The 20225-nt window shown below is 61.0% G+C and carries 19 protein-coding genes and 4 pseudogenes; 10 read left to right on the top strand and 13 right to left on the bottom strand.

Going from position 1 to position 20225, the window contains the following annotated elements:
* Positions 1-2: 2 nt before the first annotated feature.
* Both B0E55_RS30240 and B0E55_RS30235 read left to right on the top strand, forming a co-directional pair.
* On the top strand, positions 3-326 hold the full coding sequence (locus B0E55_RS30240) for a putative quinol monooxygenase (protein WP_007732513.1): 324 nt from the start codon (positions 3-5) through the stop codon (positions 324-326).
* Between the two features lie 113 nt (positions 327-439).
* Positions 440-1132 (top strand): SDR family NAD(P)-dependent oxidoreductase, encoded by a 693-nt coding sequence (locus B0E55_RS30235; RefSeq protein WP_007732514.1) that lies wholly within the window; start codon positions 440-442, stop codon positions 1130-1132.
* A 443-nt stretch (positions 1133-1575) separates the two neighbouring features.
* Here B0E55_RS30235 and B0E55_RS30230 read toward each other — a convergent pair.
* Positions 1576-2556 (bottom strand): annotated as a pseudogene (locus B0E55_RS30230) (IS1380 family transposase); the annotation flags it as partial.
* A 115-nt stretch (positions 2557-2671) separates the two neighbouring features.
* Here B0E55_RS30230 and B0E55_RS31760 point away from each other — a divergent pair.
* The 6 genes from B0E55_RS31760 to B0E55_RS30200 all read left to right on the top strand — a co-directional run bounded on the left by B0E55_RS31760 (position 2672) and on the right by B0E55_RS30200 (position 8231).
* A complete protein-coding gene (locus tag B0E55_RS31760) occupies positions 2672-2839 on the top strand; it encodes a hypothetical protein (protein ID WP_157902102.1) in 168 nt (55 codons plus the stop codon).
* A gap of 336 nt (positions 2840-3175) precedes the next feature.
* The gene (locus B0E55_RS31755) at positions 3176-3511 is read left to right on the top strand and encodes a hypothetical protein (RefSeq protein WP_007732518.1); all 336 of its coding nucleotides are present in this window, start codon (positions 3176-3178) and stop codon (positions 3509-3511) included.
* A gap of 179 nt (positions 3512-3690) precedes the next feature.
* Entirely contained in the window at positions 3691-4563 is an 873-nt protein-coding gene (locus B0E55_RS30215; RefSeq protein ID WP_029538670.1) for an alpha/beta fold hydrolase, read from the top strand.
* Positions 4564-4565: 2 nt separating this feature from the next.
* Positions 4566-5507, top strand: a complete 942-nt coding sequence (locus B0E55_RS30210) for a 3-carboxyethylcatechol 2,3-dioxygenase (protein WP_080911110.1) — start codon at positions 4566-4568, stop codon at positions 5505-5507.
* A 24-nt stretch (positions 5508-5531) separates the two neighbouring features.
* Entirely contained in the window at positions 5532-6674 is a 1143-nt protein-coding gene (locus B0E55_RS30205) for an iron-containing alcohol dehydrogenase (RefSeq protein WP_007732526.1), read from the top strand.
* Positions 6675-6743: 69 nt separating this feature from the next.
* Positions 6744-8231 (top strand): aldehyde dehydrogenase family protein, encoded by a 1488-nt coding sequence (locus B0E55_RS30200; protein ID WP_019749609.1) that lies wholly within the window; start codon positions 6744-6746, stop codon positions 8229-8231.
* A gap of 275 nt (positions 8232-8506) precedes the next feature.
* Here the strand turns inward: B0E55_RS30200 and B0E55_RS31600 are convergent, their stop codons facing one another.
* Positions 8507-9364: an IS3 family transposase gene (locus tag B0E55_RS31600; protein WP_241896182.1), complete on the bottom strand. Its 858-nt coding sequence runs from the start codon at positions 9362-9364 to the stop codon at positions 8507-8509.
* Positions 9364-9675, bottom strand: coding sequence for a transposase (locus B0E55_RS30190; RefSeq protein ID WP_007732537.1), 312 nt, complete (start codon positions 9673-9675; stop codon positions 9364-9366). The genes B0E55_RS31600 and B0E55_RS30190 overlap by 1 nt, the downstream gene beginning before the upstream one ends.
* Positions 9676-9819: 144 nt before the next feature.
* Here B0E55_RS30190 and B0E55_RS32710 point away from each other — a divergent pair.
* Positions 9820-10162, top strand: a pseudogene (locus tag B0E55_RS32710) (transposase); the annotation flags it as partial.
* 83 nt (positions 10163-10245) lie between these two features.
* Here the strand turns inward: B0E55_RS32710 and B0E55_RS32705 are convergent.
* The 8 genes and pseudogenes from B0E55_RS32705 to B0E55_RS30155 form a co-directional block, all read right to left on the bottom strand.
* Positions 10246-10409: pseudogene (locus tag B0E55_RS32705) on the bottom strand (IS3-like element ISAar24 family transposase); the annotation flags it as partial.
* Between the two features lie 195 nt (positions 10410-10604).
* Entirely contained in the window at positions 10605-11015 is a 411-nt protein-coding gene (locus B0E55_RS30185) for a hotdog domain-containing protein (RefSeq protein WP_007732538.1), read from the bottom strand.
* The gene (locus B0E55_RS30180) at positions 11015-11428 is read right to left on the bottom strand and encodes a MaoC/PaaZ C-terminal domain-containing protein (protein WP_238565222.1); all 414 of its coding nucleotides are present in this window, start codon (positions 11426-11428) and stop codon (positions 11015-11017) included. Before B0E55_RS30180 ends, B0E55_RS30185 begins: the two co-directional genes overlap by 1 nt.
* 37 nt (positions 11429-11465) lie before the next feature.
* Positions 11466-13184, bottom strand: a complete 1719-nt coding sequence (locus B0E55_RS30175; protein WP_241896181.1) for an AMP-binding protein — start codon at positions 13182-13184, stop codon at positions 11466-11468.
* A gap of 8 nt (positions 13185-13192) precedes the next feature.
* A complete protein-coding gene (locus B0E55_RS30170; RefSeq protein ID WP_007732541.1) occupies positions 13193-14554 on the bottom strand; it encodes an MFS transporter in 1362 nt (453 codons plus the stop codon).
* 53 nt (positions 14555-14607) lie between these two features.
* Positions 14608-16320 (bottom strand): FAD-dependent monooxygenase, encoded by a 1713-nt coding sequence (locus B0E55_RS30165; RefSeq protein WP_019749605.1) that lies wholly within the window; start codon positions 16318-16320, stop codon positions 14608-14610.
* Between the two features lie 33 nt (positions 16321-16353).
* Entirely contained in the window at positions 16354-17232 is an 879-nt protein-coding gene (locus tag B0E55_RS30160) for an amidohydrolase family protein (protein ID WP_007732547.1), read from the bottom strand.
* Positions 17233-17296: 64 nt separating this feature from the next.
* On the bottom strand, positions 17297-18253 hold the full coding sequence (locus B0E55_RS30155) for a LysR family transcriptional regulator (RefSeq protein ID WP_007732550.1): 957 nt from the start codon (positions 18251-18253) through the stop codon (positions 17297-17299).
* Between the two features lie 192 nt (positions 18254-18445).
* On the opposite strand from B0E55_RS30155, the pseudogene B0E55_RS30150 reads away from it, so the two are divergent.
* Positions 18446-19012 (top strand): annotated as a pseudogene (locus B0E55_RS30150) (lipase family protein); the annotation flags it as partial.
* Positions 19013-19354: 342 nt separating this feature from the next.
* On the opposite strand, the gene B0E55_RS31440 reads toward B0E55_RS30150, so the two are convergent.
* Together B0E55_RS31440 and B0E55_RS32700 are read right to left on the bottom strand one after the other, a co-directional pair.
* On the bottom strand, positions 19355-19477 hold the full coding sequence (locus tag B0E55_RS31440) for a transposase (protein ID WP_007732562.1): 123 nt from the start codon (positions 19475-19477) through the stop codon (positions 19355-19357).
* Positions 19455-20207, bottom strand: a complete 753-nt coding sequence (locus tag B0E55_RS32700) for a transposase (RefSeq protein ID WP_370627664.1) — start codon at positions 20205-20207, stop codon at positions 19455-19457. The genes B0E55_RS31440 and B0E55_RS32700 overlap by 23 nt, the downstream gene beginning before the upstream one ends.
* Positions 20208-20225 lie beyond the last annotated feature (18 nt).

The raw sequence follows: 20225 nt of genomic DNA, 5'->3' as shown, positions 1-20225 counted from the left end.
CCATGACCGCAACACCTACCGGCTACGTGACCGTCGTCTGGGACGCAAAGGCGAAGGCCGGCAGGGAGGCCGACCTCAAGGCGTTCATCACCGCCGCCGTCACCCCCTCGCGCAACGACCCCGGCAACATCGACTACGAGGCCCACGAAATCGAGGGCAGACCCTGCGAATTCGTCATCTACGAACGCTGGGAGACACGCGCCCACCTCGACGCCCACCTCGCTGCACCCCGGATGCGGGAACTCGTCCCGCAGATGCTCGAACTGATCGACGGATCCATCGAGGACGGCATCCGCCTCCTGCTCCCGTTCCGTCCCACCCACTAGCGCCGGACGCCCCCCGGCGAGCCGCACAACCGCGAACCTACCCTGCGGGTGCTCCCGTTGACCGCTTTTGCGGGAGCACCCGCTCCGACGACATACACAGGAGAGAACACAACGTGACCATCACACTGATCACCGGCGGCAACAGGGGTCTCGGCCACGAGATCGCGCGCAGACTCGTCCAGGCGGGCCAGACGGTCTGGATCGGAGCCCGGGACGCTGAGAACGGACGCAAGGCCGCCGACCGGCTCGGCGCCGACTTCGTCCAGCTGGACGTGACCGACGACGCGTCGGTCGACGCGGCGGTCAAGACGCTGCGCGCACGGGTCGGCCGCCTGGACATTCTCATCAACAACGCCGGCATCCTCGGTGAAGTCACGGCCCCCGAGGACATGGCGGCCGACCAGATCCGCCACGTCTACGAAACCAACGTCTTCGGACTGGTGCGCGTCACGCACGCGTTCCTGCCCCTGCTGCGGAAAGCGACCGCCCCGTCCGTCGTCAACGTCACCAGCGGCCTCGGCTCGTTCACGCTGACCCACGACCCTGAGCGGGTCGAGTCGCAGTATCCGCTCGCCGCCTACGGCTCGTCAAAGAGCGCGGTCACCATGCTGACCACGCAGTACGCCAGAACAATCCCCGGCGTCCGCTTCAACGCGGTAGACCCCGGGCAGACAGCGACCGAATTCACCGGCCACATCGGGCAGAGCGTCGAGGAGGGCGCCGAGGCAGCGGTGCGTATCGCCACCCTTGGGCCCAACACGCCCACCGGCACGGTGACCGACCGCACCGGCGTGCTCCCCTGGTGACGGCGACAAGCCCGACGCCAGGACAGGCTTGGCAACCGTCCCACTCGGCACACCGGACAGGCCCAGTACCGGCCACTTGTTCTCCAGCGTCACCGTGCCGCTCATATCGTCTCCTCAGTTCCGTGGTCAACCCGAGGAGAACATGATCGTCCGCGTGGTCAGATTCCACAGAAGGATCAAGACGCTCAAACGGCAAATGTATGGACGAGCTGGTTTCGACTTGCTCCACAAACGAATACTTCTCATTCGTTGACACATTCAGGACCAATCACGGAAATTGCTCCAAAACATTATTAAGCCTGAATCCACCGACGAGCCCGTGAGAGTCAATGCGGATGAAAGGCCCGAGCAAGCGCTGCTTCCAGACATGGTGTGACCGCTGGTCTACCCAGCTTTTTCACGATTGAAGGGTGTCGGGCCGCTTCCGGCGATTCGGTCAGGTTTCAAGCGATGGACGGCGGGCTGTGTCCGATAGTGTTGGCCCACAATCGAAGCCACGCAGCGGACCACGGCCAGTGAGTCGGTAGTCGCAGAATCGGTTTTCGTTGCGGCCGACATAATCGAGCTGGGATGTTGACGATCTTGCGTCGGAGCGTCGCACCTCGGGAATGAGAATACCGATCACCGGCAAGAACACCGGTAGCTCGAAGCAGATTGTGGGCGATCGCCGCGCACTACACCCACGCGGAGTTCGCCCCGGACTTCCCCGACGGCATGTGTGCAAGTGGTCCGTCAATGAGATCGGCGAACACGGTTTCGATGATCGCGTGCCGACGGTGGGTGACATCTGCGTCGGCGGTGAGCCCGGTGGTGTTGGTGAAAAACGGGTGATACCGCCAGACGGGGAAACAACGCGTCCGGAAATCGCGCATCTTTGACTCGGCGCACGATCAACCGGGCGGTGACCGGGTTCTTGCTGGAAGCGAAAGCGGTGTAAGTGGTTCGGCGACCTCGGCATCGGAAATCCAGGCACCGGTGTCGGGGTCACGGACCGCGCCGGGATACTTCACGGGTGTCCAGGTTTCATCGGCAATCGAATCGATGGCGCGCGCGACGGCGGTGTTCTTGGCCATCACGACCGAGAATTCGACTTTCGCGCGCAAGCAGGCGGTCACGACGGAACGAGTGCCGTAGGCGGAGTCGCCACGAACGAGGATTGTGCCGGCCGCGCCAGCCTTTCGGGCGGTGACGACGGCTTGGGTGACCATCCGGCCTGCGCCTTTACCTGATCCGGCTTTGCCTGCTCGTAGCCGCATCCCGGTGATGACGGGTGCGGAATCGGCAGTACTGAGTGTCGTTGCGAGCGGTGAGAGGCCTTTGCGGAGGACCTGTTTTTCGGCGATTTTTGCGTGCCCGTAGGAGGCGCCTTGTTTGGCGTGGCCGTAGACCGGGCGCAGCAGCGAATCGATGTCGATGAACGCCTGATCGCCATGCCGTCGGCGAGGGCCGGCGCAGCGTGAGGTCGCGGACGCTCGCCCACCGTGTCCACACCGCGTAGATCCCGTACGGGTCAGCCAGCTCGGGGTCTGCGGTGATGGCATGTCCGCCGCCGATGTGCAGCACGTGCGTGGCGAGATCGACGCAGATGTCTGCGCATCGCAGCTGGCCGACACAGTTGATGGGTCTGCCGAGGCAGCAAACCAGAGTCAGGATCAGGGCGTCGCGGCGACCGAAAAGTCCTGCCGGCCAACCACTGATCCGACCTAGTGATGGCGTGCTGGGCGGCCTGGGCGTGCCGGTGGCGTACCGAGAGTACGGCGCGGACCGCGGCCGCGGTGGCCGGCGGGGTATGCCCGGCGATCCGGTGGGCACTGTTGATGGCCGAGACACGGCGGCGCAGGGTGGCCCTGGACAGGTCGGGTTCGAAATCGCGGAACCGTGCGGCGGTCAGCGCCGAGGCGGTCAGTGCCGAGGCGGTCAGTGCTACGTGGTTGAAGGCGGCGCACCAGTCGGTGAACAGTCGCCAGTCCCCGCGGTAGGACGCCGGGCAACCGATAGATGAGCCCGTCGTCCGGTGCGGTCAGATGCTGTGGGTGGTTGGTCATGGTCACATCACATACCGACTGTGGTGGCGGCGTTGCGGTGGTGAATGTTGTTCTCGCGCGCATAGTTCAGCAAGGACTCGACCGATTTGTGGCCGGTCTGTTTCATGATGGTCGTCGGTTCATGCCCGGTACGGACTACTCCCAACTCGTCGACCAGCCTGTCCGCCTCGTCGCGACATGCTTCGAGTGTGTGGAGGCGTTCGAAGTACCCAGCGCAACGGGGAAGCGTGTGGGCTTGCTCTCCCGATATACGGCGACAGCGTCGTTGACTCCTCTCGTGTTCGTCATGCCCTCGGTGCGGTCGTACGGGAAAGCTGCTGCAACGAAATTCTGAAGTCCGCATTGATCTCGACTTCCTGATCCCCCCTCTGATCGATAACCAAACGACTATTGAATGAACGCTAATAATGTCATAGAGCAATCGAACGTACCGCCGTAGCGTGATCTCCACAGCAAATCGTCACCTCACTTTCCCGGCTCGTCATCCGAGGGAAGCTAAGAATGGAGTCTTCGATGCCCGATCGGCCCTACCACAGCGTCTGGTCCGACCTCAACCAGGTCGAGTTCAGCCAAGGTTTCATCAATGCCGGCGGCTACCGCACTCGTTACCTGCACGCAGGTGACTCTTCGAAGCCGCCCTTGGTTCTGCTTCACGGAATCACTGGACATGCCGAGGCCTATGTGCGAAACCTTGCTTCGCATGCGGAGCACTTCGATGTCTGGGCCATCGACTTCATCGGGCACGGATACAGCGCGAAACCGAACCATCCCCTCGAAATCCATCACTACGTTGATCAGGTCTTGGGTTTCCTCGCTGCGATTGGGCAGGAGAAGGCGTCGTTCTCTGGTGAGTCGCTCGGTGGATGGGTCACCGCTCGGCTTGCGCAGCAACATCGCGAGCGCGTGGACCGGGTTGCTCTGAACACGATGGGCGGAACCATGGCCAATCCCGAGGTGATGGAACGCCTGTTCACCTTGTCGATGAATGCTGCAAAGGATCCCAGCTGGGAAAATGTTCGCACTCGCCTCGAGTGGTTGATGGCCGATCCTTCGATGGTCACCGACGATCTCATTCGGACCCGTCAAATGATCTTTCAGCAACCCGACTGGCTGATGGCTTGCGAAATGAACATGGCACTGCAGGACCCGGACACGCGCGCACGCAACATGATCACCGACGACGATCTCCGCGGCATCGAAGCTCCGGCGCTCGTCCTGTGGACGACAAAGGACCCGTCGGGACCGGTCGACGAAGCACGTAGGATCGCGTCGTTGATTCCCGATTCGACGTTGGCTGTGATGGAGAACTGCGGACACTGGCCCCAGTACGAAGACAGCGAGATCTTCGACCGCATCCATCTCGACTTTCTGCTCGGAAAGAACTGACTGTGCCTGTCGCAGTGGCCGCGATGTCACATAGCCCCTTGCTCGGACTGGTCGATCCCGGGCCCGGCACGGCGTCCGCGGTCGAGTCGGCGTTCGACGCGGTACGGGCGTTTGTAGAGGACTTCGACCCGGACCTGATCGTAAGCTTCGGACCGGACCATTACAACGGCTTTTTCTACGAGCTCATGCCGCCCTTTTGTATCGGCTTCGACGCTGTCAGCATCGGTGACTACGGTAGTCAAGCAGGCGTGCTCGACGTGCCGACGGACACCGCGAGGTCACTCGCAGAGTACGTACTCTCGCAGGGGATCGACCTTTCGATATCTCTCCGTATGGAGGTCGATCACGGTGCGGTTCAGCCACTCGAGATTCTGTTCGCCTCAATCACGGCAAAACCAGTCGTTCCGGTGTTCGTCAATTCGGTTGCGCCTCCGTTCGTTCCGCTGTCGCGGATCCGGGCACTCGGCACTTCAATCGGACGTTACTTCGCCGACACTGACGAGCGCGTACTTTTTCTCGCATCGGGGGGTCTCTCACACGATCCGCCGGTGCCCCGAATAGCGACCGCGACCCCGGACCAGCGTGAGGCTCTCCTCGGGGGCGGTCGCCATCTCATCCCCGAGGCGCGCAACGAGCGACAGCAAAGAGTAATTCGAGCGGCTCGGGATTTCGCAGCAGGCAAGGCTGACATCATGGCGCTCGCACCGGAATGGGACAGGCGATTTCTCGATGTGGTGGACAGTGGGGATCTTTCCTCGCTCGACTCGTGGGACAGCCAGTGGATGACCGAGACCGCGGGCAACTCCTCGCACGAGATCCGTACCTGGATCGCCGCTTACTCAGCGCTTGCCGCAATCGGTAAATATCGTGTCTCCTATCGCTTCTACCGCCCCATCGAAGAATTCATAGCGGGATTTGCCGTCACGACAGCTGTGCTCGAATAAGGCTCTACAAAGAACGGATACGACATGGCTTTCATTCAATACATCGGACGCATTCAATTCGCCGACGGCGCCCGTCGTTTACTTCCACACGAACTCGAAGGCCTTGGGGTGCTGCGGCCATTGATCGTGTCCGATCGCGGCCTTGAAAAGAACGGGGTTCTCTTCTCAGCGTTGGAACAGCTCGATGGAGTGGCCGAACTGCCCCACTTTCTCGACGTACCGAGCAACCCCACTGAAACAGCCGCCCGAGCGGCCCTCGCCGAGTACCGTGCGCACGACTGCGACGGCATCATAGCTGTCGGTGGCGGGTCGCCGATTGACTGCGCCAAGGCCGTCGCTCTGCTGGCCACGCACGACGGTCCTCTCGAATCTTTTCTCGTCAAGTCGGGTGGCGATATGCGCATCACGCCCGCTGTCGCACCGATCATTGCTATGCCGACGACAGCCGGCACTGGCAGCGAGATCGGACGTGGCGCTGGTCTGACCCTTGCTTCGGGTGAGAAAGAGGTGTTCCTGAGTCCCAATCTCGTTCCTCGTGTTGCCATTTGCGACCCGGAATTGACCCATGGCCTTCCTGCGTGGCTCACGGCAGCATCGGGGATCGACGCGTTCAGCCACGCGTTCGAGGCGTATTTGTCTCCGTCGATCAACCCCCCGGCGGATGCGATCGCGCTCGACGTCCTCCGCCGCCTGTGGGAATGGCTCCCCCGAGCAGTGTCGGACGGCACCGACCGCGAGGCACGGTGGAACGTGATGATGGGCGCACTCGAGGCGGCGATGACGACATGGAAGGGACTGGGGTTGTCGCATGCCCTGTCCATGCCGTTTGACGACCTTGGTTTGCACCACGGCACAGTGGTGGGAACCCTGTTGCCGCACACCGTCGAGTACCTTCGCGCTGTCGTACCCGTCGAGCGGATTGCCACCGTGGCGAATGCGCTGGGATCGTCACCCCAGTCCTTGTCGGCCGACCTTCTGGCCTTCACTGCACGACTGAACCTCCCCGACGGACTCGGAGCCCTGGGGGTCGATCCTGCCAGGCTCACGGAGTTCAGCATGCTCGCGGCGACCAGCGCCTTCAATCGTTCGTCCCCGGGCGACGCGACTGCCGAGGACTTCGAGCGGATGGCCTACCGGGCAATGAGTCCGTCGAACCGCGTCCGATAACCGCGGAGCTATCGAACGTCAATAATTTCAGCAATAGTTCTTCGAACAACAACTTTCTAGGGTGAAGCCATGACGATTTCCACAGCGTCGCCGGGCCTGAACGGCGCCGACTCTGCACCTGCTGCCGAACTGCTACGGGCCAAGAATCCGCGAACTGGCGAGGAAGACTACGCGGTTACCACCCCGACGCCCGGAGAGGTTGCTGAGCTTGCCGCATCGCTTCGCCACGCCCAGCACGGATGGCGCGACCTCGGACTTGACGGTCGAATCGACGTGATGCTGCGGTGGGCGGACGCCATCGAACGCGAGCACGACAATATTGCAACTGCCGAAGGAATCGATACCGGCCGACTGCGTGTCGCCGACGAGGTGCCTCACATGGTCGCTGCGGCAGTACGCGATTGGTGCGCAAAAGCACCGAACATCATCGAAACCGCCTCGCTGGAGGGGCATTCGAGTGTCATGGCCGACGTCACCTATACGACGCAGCTCGATCCGTATGCCCTTCTTGGCATCATCAGCCCGTGGAATCACCCGTTCCTGTTGTCGTCGACTGACGCCATCCCCGCACTAATCGCCGGATGTGCAGTTCTGGTCAAGCCGAGCGAAATCACCCCTCGTTTCATCGAACCTGTGATGGCATCGATCGAAAGTGTGCCTGAACTGGCAGCGGTCTTCGCGTATATACCGGGCGCCGCAGACGTCGGACGTGCGGTGATCGACAATGTCGACGCGCTGTGTTTCACCGGGAGCGTTAACACCGGCCGAGTGATCGCCGCCACCTGCGCTTCTCGGTTCATCCCGGCCTTTCTCGAACTCGGTGGTAAAGACGCCGCTATCGTCACCGGCTCAGCCGATGTGCCAACGGCTGCAGCCGCAGTCCTCAAGGGGGCGGTGCACAACACCGGTCAACTCTGCTTCTCAACCGAACGAATCTACGTCGACCGGACGATATTCGATGACTTCGTGACCGAGCTGGTAACCCAGTCCGAAGCGCTCGAGCTGACGTATCCAGATCCCGCCCACGGCCACATCGGCCCCTTCATCCTCGACGGCCAGGCGCGTATCGTCGATCATCACTTGCGGGACGCACTCGACAACGGGGCAACGGTGCTCACAGGTGGTTTGAGCGAGAAACACGGGGGCGGTCGGTATATGCGACCAACTGTCGTCGTCGATGTCGACCACACGATGAAATTGATGACGGAAGAAACGTTCGGTCCGGTCATGCCCGTCATGCCCTACGATACGATCGATGAGGCAATCGATCTCGCCAACGATTCCGAATTCGGTCTCTCCGGCGCAGTGATCTCGGGAAGCGCCGAAGAGTCTGAGGTGATTGCCCGTCGCATCGACGCGGGCGCGATCAGCCTACAAGACACCGCACTGACAATTGGGATCATGCGTGACGTCGAGAAAGTCGCATTCAAAGGCTCGGGCCTGGGAGGATCACGAATGGGACCTGCAGGCCTGCTCCGGTTCCTACGTAAGAAGGCCCTCATCCTGCGCGCCGGGCCGGTAGTGGGGATGGAATCACTGGCCGAGCACACTCGATAGCCATGTAGCTGAACTGTGGTTGCGTCACAGCGTGGTGGAACATCGGCTTGAGGTTGCCCCTTGAGGGTAGACACCGAGTTTCACGCGGTACCCGACAGCGTAGACGGCGCGATCAGCCATCACTCCGAACTTGGCTGGGCGCCCAGCCAAGTTCGGAGTGATGGCTGAGGCAGGTTGCAGTACGAGAGAGCCACTCGAACAACTCGATCCGCGCTCGGGTGGCAGGACCCCATTTGGTGAGCCACTTGATCCGTGCCCCCAATAGTGCACCAGCGTTATGAGAGCTGAGGATACGGTTGGATGTCTGCCCAGAGCTTCTCATACTCCATCGGGCTGAGGTTGCCGAGATAGCTGTGGCGCCGTTCGGCATTATGAAAATTGTCGATATGATCGGCCATGGCTGCCGTCAACTCCAGCGTGGTCGACCACTTCTTCGTGTTCAGCAATTCCGTCTGCAAACGTCCCCAGAATGCCTCCATGACCGCGTTATCGAAGCAATCACGGACCGTCCCGAAAGACTCGAGCAATCCCCACCTCCGCAGATTCTCACCGAACCCCCACGACGTGAACTGGGGACCATGATCGGCATGCAAGATCGTTGCCTCCCAACGGATCCGTTCCTGCGCGGCCATGTTCACCGCATTGTTGACCAGTGCCGTATCAGCAGTCGTGGAGAAAGAACGACCTACGATCATCTTGCTGAAACAGTCCAAAATTGCACAGCAGTAAACCTTTCCGTCACGAGCGGGATACTCCGTAATGTCCGTGAACCACAATTCGTTCGGGCGGCTTGCCGTGAAGCCGCGATTGACCCGGTCAGAGAGGGTTTCTACGCCCAGCAGGTTCGGTTTCCGCTTGCCCGGACGAGGTAACCCGGCGATGCCGAGTTCGGTCATGATCGCCGACACCAGCTTGTGATTGACATTCATTTCGTATGTATCGAGCAGTTCGGCTCGGATACGTCGCTTCCCGTAGGTTCCGCGTGATCGTTGGTAGATTTTTTCGATCGTGTCGGCCACGATGATGCGCCGTACTCGCTGATTGGAGACCGGTCGGCGACGGTGCGCATGAAATGTTGATCTGCTCAAACCCGTTATGCGACATGCCGATCTACCGGAATGTCCTCGCGTGATCAGTCCTTCGACGATCGCGATCTTCCTTTTGGGGGCACCACCGACTGATCGTCGAACAAGGCGCAGGCATCGCGAGTCAATGCGAGTTCAGCTTCGAGTGCAGCGATGCGGGCGCGGGCGGATGCGAGCTCGTCGGACTCGATACTCGGTACTCCGTCCCGCACCCCCGCATCGATCAGGGCTTGGTCTTTCCACCGGAACAACGTCGCCGGCGATATGCCGGTTTCCGTAGCGATATCGGCGACTGTGTCACCACTTCGCAGACGGTGCGAGATCTGTCGCCGGACTGAGTTTGGATACGACTTGGGCACTGTGACCTCCTATGGATCACTCTGCCTCATCTCTCATATAGATGGTTCACTTTGAGGGGCACGGATCATGCGGCTCACTTGATGGGGGTCATGCCACGGGACTTCGACGTCCGACTCCGGCCGTACTGTCATTCCCTCTTGAGCCTGGACGTGCAGCTCCCGAAACTCCGGTCCGGTCGTTCTTACCGTCGCTGTTCGAACGACGTCGACGGATCCGATCAAGCCTTGTATGCGGTCATCATGGAGTCCTTACGTTCCGGCGTTCCACCCGCAACGTCGACCACCTCATTGTCACGTTGGGTGTCTACTCGGGAATCTCAAAATCCAAATTCTCGCGGATCCGCGAACGCGTTGACACACAACAGCTTTCCGCACTTCCTCGACGCGACGTACTCAACGTCCAGATCAGGGCGCACGTGGTTCTCACGCCCTCGCCATCTGGGTCTCGATCGACGGTAGCCGCAAAATCTTCGGGACAGCTGGAGGTGCGCGGACTGTCCCCGGGTACATCTGGCGATCTGATGCACATGCTGGTTTGAAAGCTGCGGTATTGGAAGGATCACGTCGCAGAATCAGGCCCGCCGAACGAATCTTGTCAGAATGCCCAGAACGTGAACAGCGCTCCATGATCGGCGTGCATAATCCCGCCGGGAGGCGGTTCCGATTCTTGATCGCCATATCCAAGGCATCACTACCAGGGTCGAGTCTTGGCAGTTATCGATCGACCAGCCAAGATCTTCCAGCTGAACGCTCACCGACATCCATCCCGCACTCGAACGGGTCGTCGGACGCCACATCAGTCATCCCGTTGTTTTGTAAATCTTGATCTTCCGCGGCGGATAGAACGGAATCCGCGAGGCAGTCATTGGAAGAATCTGCGGCGCAACCACTTCGACGCTTGAAGTGTATCCTCCTTCACCTTTCGGAGATCACCGTTCACTATGCCGTGGGTTGCGAAAGACCGCACTCGCCGTTGTGAGCACACGCTCACCGACAGTCAACTCACCTGTTACGAAGGTCATCGTCCGCGTCTGTGCTGTCACTCGCGCACATCCGTCGACGGTTTCCCCCACCGTGGCGGACCCGATCATGCTGCTGGACAACTGAATAGTGATGGGGTGGCCAAGGAGCCCATCACCCAGCGACCGCTCCGCTTCCACCCCGAGTGTGAAATCGAGAAGGGTCAAAAGTAGCCCACCGTGCGTTGTTCCGTTCGGGTTGACGTGTTCTGCGCGCACTTTCAGTCTCGTATGCACCTGGTCCGCGTTCTTACTCCATTCGATCCCACCGACGTGATCGAGGAATGTTCCCTCTTGGCCGATACTGCTGAATCCGCGCATCACACCTCCTTTTCCGTGACCAGAACGATCCAACGCGCGACCAGCGCGGGGCGCGGGGAATCCTTCAGCTCCAGTTCGCACTCGAGCACGAGCCGATATCCCGACGCCGTCTCATCAAGCGATTCCAACTTCATTGCAAGCCGCACGGAGTCGTCCGGAGTTACTGGTGCAGTGAAGCGCACCCGATCGAGGCCATAGTTCGTCCACCGCTGTGCGTTACGCACTACGTAGCACTGATTGCCAAGACCGGTTACGAGACTGAGCAGGAAGAACCCGTGAGCGATGACGTCGCCGAAAGGCCCCTCCTCGGCTGCACGCGCTCGATCCACGTGAATCCAGTGCTCGTCACGTGTGATAGCGCCGAATACCTTGATGGTGTCGGCGGGCAGATTTACCCATTCGCTTCGTCCCAAAAGTGTTCCGACTCTGTCGGATAGGTCTCTTGCTGAATCAACTTCGATCATAATCTTCCTTAGTCGAATTCGTTGCGGTGGCGTACAAAGCATCGATGGTCGAATGCTCGGCCACCCGGAACACGGCGGGTTTGATCAAGCCTTTAGGTGAGAGCAACTCGGCGGATGGATCGGTGTCGAGCACTGCTCCGGCCACTATCACATTCGTCTGTCCGGAGGTAGTCGTGTTGTGTGCGTGTAGTACCTTCTGCACGTCGAGTGTTGCGCCGGCAGCGAGCCAGAACAGCGCGACAAGGTGCGCGCGGTCCGGGCCCGCGATGACGACGTCGCGGACAGATGTTCCCGCGAGGCTCAACAGTCGGCTCCTGAGGCGGTCGACATTGACCCAGGATCCGTTGGACAATTTGAAGTCGTCAGCGATGCGACCGTCGAATCGCAGCCCTAATTCGGGCATTTGATCGTCGACCAGTATGCCTGCGTCGCCCGAGCAGTAGAAGCCGTCTGCATCGAATGCCATCGCCGTGCGCTCGGGGTCTCGCCAATACCCGGGCGTGACACCGTTGCTGCTGACCCGGAGCTCGTATTTGTCCGCCACCGGGACCATACGTAGTGTCACTCCGGGGAGTGGTGGGCCGATCCAGCCCGACGCGCTATCACTCCTGTGGACAATCGTCGCGCCGGGTCCGACTTCGGTCGATCCCCATCCGGTCAGTACGGGCACGGGGCTCGATCTCACCGTTGACGAGAGGGCGCGTAAACGCTCGAATGTGCTGGCGGGCATAGCTGCACCCGCAGAGAACAGCGCGTCACATCGACCGAAGAATGCACGACGAAAATGTTCATCAGCTTCCAAAGCCGGAAGCATCGCATGAAAGCTGGCGGGGACCGCCGCGTAAAACGTCGGCTGAAGCGCGGTGATGGATGCAATGGAACGCCCAAGTTCCGAAGGCCGTCCGTGTGCGTCGTCGATATGCAGAGTGCCGCCGCCGAGTAGAACCATGTTGAGATTGGCGTTTCCGCCGAAGGCGTGATTCCACGGAAGCCAGTCGACGAGAACGGGCGGGTGATCGGTTACGAACGTCCAGACGTCTGCTGTGGCTCGGACGTTGCTCACCAACATGCGATGGGTGTAGACGACGGCCTTGGGTATTCCAGTGGACCCGGATGTCAGCAGTAGTTTGGCCACATCGTCGCCGGAGCAGGCTTGTAAGAGCGCGATTGCATCGCTCTCGACCGTATCGGTGGGCTCCTGGTGGATTCGATCGATCACCTCGTATCCCGTTGGAACGCGGTCACGTTGCGCGCCGTCGGGTACAAGCACCAACGATGGATCGACGGAATCGAATACCGCGGCGATCCTGGTGGGGTCGGCCTCGACCCCCAGATACTGGGTCGCGACGGGCACCCAGATCGCCCCCGCAAGCATCGCCGCGTGTCCGGCCACGAATGAGTCGATGCTGTTGGAGGCAATAACGACGACGCGGTCACCTCGGGACACGCCATGCCCCCGCAGTGCATGGGCGGCGCCGACCACCGCAGACCATACGGACGCGTAATCGCATGTCACCCGATGTCCGTCACGGACCTCAGAGAGGACGATCGCTGTAGGGGTGAGGTTTGCCCAATGCCGCAGCCAGTGCAAGGTAGTGACCGGCGCGAGTGACGGAACTGCTCGGGAACGAATTTCGGTCACGCCGCCACCGAGTTGAACAATCTCGACGTCTGCAGCAGCGAATGTGGAATTCTTCTCCTGCATGAATGCGCTCACTTCGCGGGCTCGGGTGCTGGATGCTCGGCTGTGAGGTCGGCGGGCGCTTCGATGGTGTTCTCCTTCGACAGCACCAGCGCCAGCGTACTGAGTACCGAGATACTGACCACGAACCAGACGATCGGGGTGATGTCAGACTCGTCGGCAGCGATCAGCGCGGTGAAGATCAGGGGGCCGAATCCGCCGCCGATCGTCGCGGCGATCTGGTAGCCCAGAGACAATCCCGTGAACCTGGACCCCGTTTGGAAGCGTTCACCCATGAAGGCTGCGAGTGGTCCGAACGTCGCACCGATTCCCAGACCGTTGATGAGCGAAAAGGCAAGTAGGGCACCCCATGTCGTACCGGTTTGAAGTAGCAGGAAGAACGGATACACGGACGCGGCACCCGCGAGGATTCCTCCGATCATCACTGGTCGACGTCCGATACGGTCGGACAGTGCGGCGAAGTATAGTTCCGCGCCGATGCAGACGAGTGAACCGGCCGAGGAGATGAACAGAACACTCGATGTCGACAGTCCGTGCGTAGCACCGTAGGTGATACCGAAGGCGCCCGAGAGCGTGAAGGAGAGGAACGGTGCAAGGAGGGCGATGAACGACAGAACGAGTGCACGCGGGTGGCGAAGGACCTCTACGATCGGCGCTTTCGTCTTCTCCGCGGCCGCGGCCTGACGTTTCTTCTCCTGGAGGAAGAGCGGAGATTCCGAGACTCGCAGGCGGATCCAGATACCGAAGATGACCAGTACGCCGCTCAGAGCGAACGGCACACGCCAACCCCAACTCATGAATTGCTCGTCCGGCATCAGGGCGAACAGTGCGAGCACGACACCGGCGAGCATCGCCCCACTCGGCTGGCCAGCGGTTGCGAAGACAGCCGCGAATCCCCGTCGTGCCGGATGCGCGTGCTCGAACGCCATCAGCGCGGCGCCGCCCCACTCGCCTCCGACCGACAACCCCTGAACGATGCGCAGCAGGATGAGCAGTATCGGTGCCGCGACTCCGATTTGGTCCCGGGTGGGCAAGACGGCCATCAGCGCAGTGGCAGCGCCCATCATGCTCATGGTCAGCACCAGCACGGACTTTCGGCCTATCCGGTCGCCGAAGTACCCGAAGATCACCGCCCCCACTGGCCGGACCACGAAACCAACTGCGAGCGTCGCGAACGCCGCGAGAGTCGCGGCTGCCGGTGATAGGTCGCTGAAGAACAACTTGTTGAAGATCAGCCCGGATGCTGCGGCGTACAGAACGAAGTCGTAGTACTCGATCATGCTGCCGATGTAGCTCGACGCCAGTACGCGTTTCAGTTCGCTGCCGTCTTTGCCTGCATACATCGGGTTCTTCTGTTTACGGTCGATGTTCATTGTGTGCCTTCGATCTACACGAGTGAGGTTGGGGGTCCAAGCGTTCGGCGGATTCAGACCTCTGCGGTCGCCGCTGCCTCCAAGCGTTTCGTACCGAGCAATCGGCCGAAGATAAAATCCTGCTTTACCAGTGAAGGGCCGCTATAGGCGATGTACAGGTCGGGACGCACGATAACGACGGGCTGGTCGATGACACCCGCCGCTTCATCCGCAGTCAGCCGAACAACGGTGACATCGACGCCAGCGCTCGACGTGGACGCCACCAAATCTTCGACCTCGAGCGCTCCCACGACTATCACGGTCCAGTCTCGACCTAGCGCGTCGAAGAGCGATGAGCCGTCCGTGCGCCACAGATGAGGCAGGCGCGATCCGGCACGCACCGACGGGACGTACGTATCGATCGCTTCGATGACCGTCGATTCGACGACGTCCGGTGAGAGGGTGCCCGGCGAATTTTCATAGCGCGATCCGAACTGGACACCCTGGCTGTGCCACTGTTTGCGGTCGATCGCCTGGATCAGGCGGCCCGCCTCGAGCCGCAGATCGGCTCCGCGAGGGCTGTCCTCGTGCAAAGCAGGATCACGACCAATTGCAGTCATGTCCCTGTCGATCTTCAGCGCTGCACGCGACGTCGCCTCCCCCACCGAGCGCCGCTCGACTTCATAATCGTCCAGCAGCAGTTCGCTTCCCGTGCCGCCGACGATAGCCGCAAGTCTCCACCCCAGCCCGACTGCGTCGGCGATCCCCGTATTCATACCGAAACCGCCGAGCGGGAGCCACAGGTGAGCCGCGTCGCCGGCGAGGATGATCCGACCATCCCTGAACTTGTCGGCGACGAGTCGCCGAGGGGTCCAGCGGATCACCTGAATCTTCTCGTGCGGAATTTGTCGCCCGATTGCGGCGTCGAGGACACGGTCCGGGTCGAGGTCTTCTGGATCCATGCCTTCGGGGACTCTGGCGTGGCACAGGAACAGACTGCTTCCATCGAGCTGCAGGAACGAACCACGCAATTCGGGTCCGTACCACCAGTACATCCACCCAGGCTTATCGCCGAGCAGTGAGACAAGCTCATCGGAACGGAAGTAGATCGAGAGGCGACGCTCCGCAGCCTCGGCGTCGCCTTCGAGTCGGGCGCCGATGGCACGGCGAACGACACTGGCACCTCCGTCGCATCCGGCCACGTAACGAGCGCTAACAGTCCGAGTCGCACCGGTCGAGGACTCGCGGATCACAACGGCGACACCGCCATCGTCCTGCTGCACAGTTTCCGACTCCCACCCCCGCAATACTGCAACGCTGGGAAATTCCTCGAGCCGCTCCGCCAGTATGGGTTCGAGGAAGATCTGCGAAACGCGATGCTGGGGTTCAGGTGTCGGCCACTCGTCGAACTCGCTGGCGGTTCCGTCGAGAATCGCTCCGCTGGAGGAGAATTCGAAACGCGTGAGCTCGTATGAGTCAAGACTCGTGACATAGACGACATCCGTCGCATGGTCGAGTGGCAATCCGGCCCGACGGATACGGTCGGCTGTTCCCTGCCGACGGAAGTACTCCATCGACCGCGCATTCGTAGTATTGCAACGAGGGTTGGTCGTGGTCTCGGTCGCCTTCTCGATCACAAGCGTTTCGATGCCACGCATGCCAAGCTCGGTGGCGAGCGTCATTCCGACCGGGCCGGCGCCTACGACGATGACATCCCACACATTCTCCTCGGATATCGCGTCCGAGGACAATCGAGCGGATGAATTCAGAGTCTGGGTTTTGAACACGGAATGACGGTATGACGCGTGTGGTCGATAGCACTATGCCAAAGTTTCATCAGCACTCATAGCTAAATTCATACGAGTCAGTGTCTGAGGGAACAGTCGAACGAAGTTGCGCCACATAATGTTTTCCAGGTCGTCCTGAGGCATGTCGGATGCCAGCAATTCGTGCAGGACCGACGGCGTGTTGTACAGCACGGGTCGAGCGTAGGAATCGGTCCCGAACAACAAGCGCTCGGACCCGAATGTCTCCACGAATACGTCGAGCGGCCGCATGAGCGGGAAGCAGATGGCAGTGTCGAACAGAACATTCGGGCAGCGTTCGGCGATATCCATCAGGTACCGCGCCTGGGTGGATCCCGAAAACCCGTCCAAGGCAACGATCGTCGCCTCCGGGTGCCCCCTCGCGAGATCGAGAAGGGACCAGGGCGCTTCCATGTTCGACTCCGCAAACAGGTGGACGAAGCACGGCAGACCACGTTCGACAGCCAGGTCCACGAAGGCGTGCATTCGTGGATCCGATAGGAACACCCCTTGATACCGGGTGTGCCACGCCAAGCCGTCGATGCCCAACTCGTCGACCAGCCGGCCCACCTCCTCGCGACATGCTTCGAACGTGTGGAGGGGTTCGAGGGTACCCAGCGCAACGGGGAAGCGTGTGGGCTTGCTGTCCCGATATGCGGCAATAGCATCGTTGACTCCTCTCGTGCTCGCGATGCCCTCGGTGCGGTCGTACTGAAAACCTGGAATGACGCACGCCGCAGTGAAACCGAAAGAGTCCAGCATCTCCTCGTGCATCTCGACGGGTCGGATGCGGGCGCCGTCTCCACCGACCTCTTCGTTCGCCAATCCGAGAGACAATTCTCCGACATGGTGGTGCGTGTCGATTACATAGTCGGTCGATCTGATTTCGCGCATGTTCTTCCCTTGCAGTCACAGGTAGGACAGCGTCAACGCTAGGGCGCCTGGAGCCGGCACACTATTAGCTTTCCCGCTCGGGATTCATAGCCGTAGTGGTGGCGGAAAACGTGTCGTTTACCGTCCGCCGCACCTGATCAAGCATCCGGCTTTGAAGCGGAGTCAGGCGAGTGTCCGTGCGGCGCACGACGAAAAGTCGGTCCCGCAAGGGCGTTGCGTCGACGGTGATCTCACGCAATAGGCCCGATTCGATATCCGCCTTCACCGACTGCCTCCACAGCATCGCCACGCCCAGATCTGCCTTCACTGCTTGCTTGATGGACTCTGCACTGCCCAGTTCGATCTCCACCCGTCGATCGTTGACGCCGATCGAGGCGAGCGCGTTATCCTGACTGCGGCGAATTGCCATTCCGCCGGGTGGACATACGAAGCCCAATTTCGCGAGTCGATCCGGCGTGACCGAGTCTGGGATGTCGTTGTTGTGTGCCGACGCGATTATCGCCCATGCGGGCCGGGCAACCAATTCCGAATCGAACGAACGTGAGTCGAGTACTGCGTCAGTTGCCACCACCGCGAAATCGTGTCGGCCGAGTCGTGCTTGCTCCAGCGCTGTCTCCACTGTAGAGATCTCGAGTCGAACCGATGCACCTGGATTGTCGCGCTTGAACGCGATCACCGCGGCCGTCATCAGCGTGTTACCTACGGTAATGCTTGCGCCGATCGAGACGAAGCCGGACGAACCATCCGTCAATTCGGCCAAGTCCTTCTCCAGTTCCCTACGGCCTTTCAAAACTTCGGTCGCCCAGATCAGTGTCCGTGTGCCTGCCTCCGTAAGTGCGATACCGCGGCCCTCCGGATGGAAGAGCTTCGCACCGACCCGTTCCTGCAGCGAACGCAGATGGGCACTCACCACAGGCTGCGAAACGTAAAGCTCCTCGGCAGCACGACGCACACCCCCCAGCTCCGCGACCTTGCAGAATACCTCCAGCTTCTGCAACGAAATTCTGAAGTCCGCAGCCATCAACGCCTCCTGGCTTCCCTTGCCCATCACTCATAGCCAAATAACCATGATTTGTGAGACACAAATGTCATAGAGCAATCGAATCTACAGTCGGCATGTGATGTACACAACAGATCTCGCGACCCGTTTGTGTTCGTACATCATTTGCAGGCTGCACAGAATAGAGACTTCGATGCCCGATCGGCCCTGCAGAATTCCGAGGGTCAACCGATTGCTGAGGTGACCACGGTGCTCTCACCTCACCTCACCTCACCTCGCGGCGCCGCACCGGGTCGGGGCGTTGTTGTCGTATCACCCGCATCACAAATGCTCTAGGGCTCGGTTGCGCGCCGTTGACCGCGATGTACACCGACGACCCGAAGCTGGCGATCCGCGAAGCCCCTGGCCTCACCGTCGCCATCGCGAAGGGACCATCCCCGACCATATCGGCCCGACGCTCGGCCCGGCGCTCGTCTACGGCGCAGCAAAGCTCGGCGGACAGATCACCCTCGACTCCATCCGCGCCGCGCAACGATTCGACGCGCTCGGACTCGGACGAGCCCGGTCGGGATGGCCGGCTACTCCGGCGGCGGAATGGCGACTGCGATAGCCGCGGCGATCGCCTCGACCTATGCTCCGGAACTCAAGCTCGCCGGCAGCGCCTACGGCGGCGCTCCGATGAACATCGACAAGATGGCCAAGGCCCTGGGCCAGCAGAAACACTCGGCATTCGGGCTGCTTATGGCCGCCGCACTCGGCCTCGAACGTGAATACCCGGACCACTGCCGCCGACGAAGCCGCCGAACGGTTGCAACACCATCCTCGGGTGGCCGCGACCAGGGTCTCTCGGCGAAGACGTGGACCCACTCGCTCCAGACGCGCTGCAACAACCAATCCCATCGACAGCCACCAAGCGAGATTTCGACAGCAGGTTAGTTGACCAACAAACCATCGGGTCCGTTCAAGTTCGGCCGCAAAGGATTGCACAGTGCAGAGAAACTAAGCGGGCCCAGGCATGAGGTTTTCCGGGCAGGGTTGCGTCCAGCCGCAGACCGCCGGCAAGTACGCGAAGCGGAAGCCGATCGGGACGCTGTGCATTCTTCGCCAACGGAAGGGCGCGGTTCATGTCTTGTAGATGGTCTGCTCGGTGACATCGAGACCTGCGGCGACCTCGGCGACCGTGCGGCCTGACTTCAACAAATCGAGGACTTTCCGGCGAAACTCAGGCGGATAACGACGGGGCATCGTGAACCTCTCTCGGGTGCATCAATACCTGAAGTAAAACAAACGAACTCCGGAAAACTCGGGATACATCAGATCTTGCAACTCCAGTAGAGCGGTGAATAGCTCTATTAGAACGTGTTTGAGAACCGGTCACGTTCGGGCGAGTCGGCGGGTCCTGAGGACGATCATGGCGATGCGGACCATCGCTTCGTGGTGATCGGGTCTGGTTTCGTAGTCGCGGACGCAGCGACGGTGCTTGCTGATCCACGCGAAGGTCCGCTCGACCACCCAGACGTGCGCGCGGACATGAAATCCGGTACTGCCTGGTTTGCGTTTGATGATCTGAATGCGCAGGCGAGAACATGTTCAGCCCAGAGGAGTAGCGACCTGGGTAACCGCCGTCGGCCCAGACCAGCCGTATGGTGGAGAACGCGACACGTAGTGCGGCGAGTAGCCGGTGCGCGGCGTCGCGGTCCTGGATGTACGCGGCGGTGACCACGACGGCGAGCAGCAGGCCGTTGACATCCACGGCGATGTGTCGTTTGCGGCCGTTTGTTCTTTTCGCGCCGTCCCACCCGCGACTGGATCGGGGCACAGTGTCGGCTGCGGGCACGGTCTGCGAGTCGATGACCGCAGCGGTCGGGCACCGGTCCCGCCCTTCTCGCGTGCGTGTCCGGTCTCGCAGCGTGTCATGGATGCGTTGCCACGCACCTCCGCGCACCCAGCGAGCGAAGACCGCGTATACAGTCATCGGCGGCGGGTACTCCGC

It is taken from the genome of Rhodococcus sp. 66b, from assembly GCF_002076325.1.
Lineage (GTDB): Bacteria > Actinomycetota > Actinomycetes > Mycobacteriales > Mycobacteriaceae > Rhodococcus_F > Rhodococcus_F erythropolis.
This window is presented reverse-complemented; position numbering and strand designations above follow the sequence as displayed.

What these genes read in the sequence shown, in the direction of transcription:
- B0E55_RS30240 (WP_007732513.1), top strand. Translation starts at nt 3, where the DNA reads ATGACCGCAACACCTACCGGCTACGTGACCGTCGTCTGGGACGCAAAG.
- B0E55_RS31760 (WP_157902102.1), top strand. Translation starts at nt 2,672, where the DNA reads ATGTCCGCCGCCGATGTGCAGCACGTGCGTGGCGAGATCGACGCAGAT.
- B0E55_RS31755 (WP_007732518.1), top strand. Translation starts at nt 3,176, where the DNA reads ATGGTCACATCACATACCGACTGTGGTGGCGGCGTTGCGGTGGTGAAT.
- B0E55_RS30215 (WP_029538670.1), top strand. Translation starts at nt 3,691, where the DNA reads ATGCCCGATCGGCCCTACCACAGCGTCTGGTCCGACCTCAACCAGGTC.
- B0E55_RS30205 (WP_007732526.1), top strand. Translation starts at nt 5,532, where the DNA reads ATGGCTTTCATTCAATACATCGGACGCATTCAATTCGCCGACGGCGCC.
- B0E55_RS30200 (WP_019749609.1), top strand. Translation starts at nt 6,744, where the DNA reads ATGACGATTTCCACAGCGTCGCCGGGCCTGAACGGCGCCGACTCTGCA.
- B0E55_RS30185 (WP_007732538.1), bottom strand. Translation starts at nt 11,015, where the DNA reads ATGCGCGGATTCAGCAGTATCGGCCAAGAGGGAACATTCCTCGATCAC.
- B0E55_RS30175 (WP_241896181.1), bottom strand. Translation starts at nt 13,184, where the DNA reads ATGCAGGAGAAGAATTCCACATTCGCTGCTGCAGACGTCGAGATTGTT.
- B0E55_RS30170 (WP_007732541.1), bottom strand. Translation starts at nt 14,554, where the DNA reads ATGAACATCGACCGTAAACAGAAGAACCCGATGTATGCAGGCAAAGAC.
- B0E55_RS30160 (WP_007732547.1), bottom strand. Translation starts at nt 17,232, where the DNA reads ATGCGCGAAATCAGATCGACCGACTATGTAATCGACACGCACCACCAT.
- B0E55_RS30155 (WP_007732550.1), bottom strand. Translation starts at nt 18,253, where the DNA reads ATGGCTGCGGACTTCAGAATTTCGTTGCAGAAGCTGGAGGTATTCTGC.
- B0E55_RS31440 (WP_007732562.1), bottom strand. Translation starts at nt 19,477, where the DNA reads ATGCCCCGTCGTTATCCGCCTGAGTTTCGCCGGAAAGTCCTCGATTTG.
- B0E55_RS32700 (WP_370627664.1), bottom strand. Translation starts at nt 20,207, where the DNA reads ATGACTGTATACGCGGTCTTCGCTCGCTGGGTGCGCGGAGGTGCGTGG.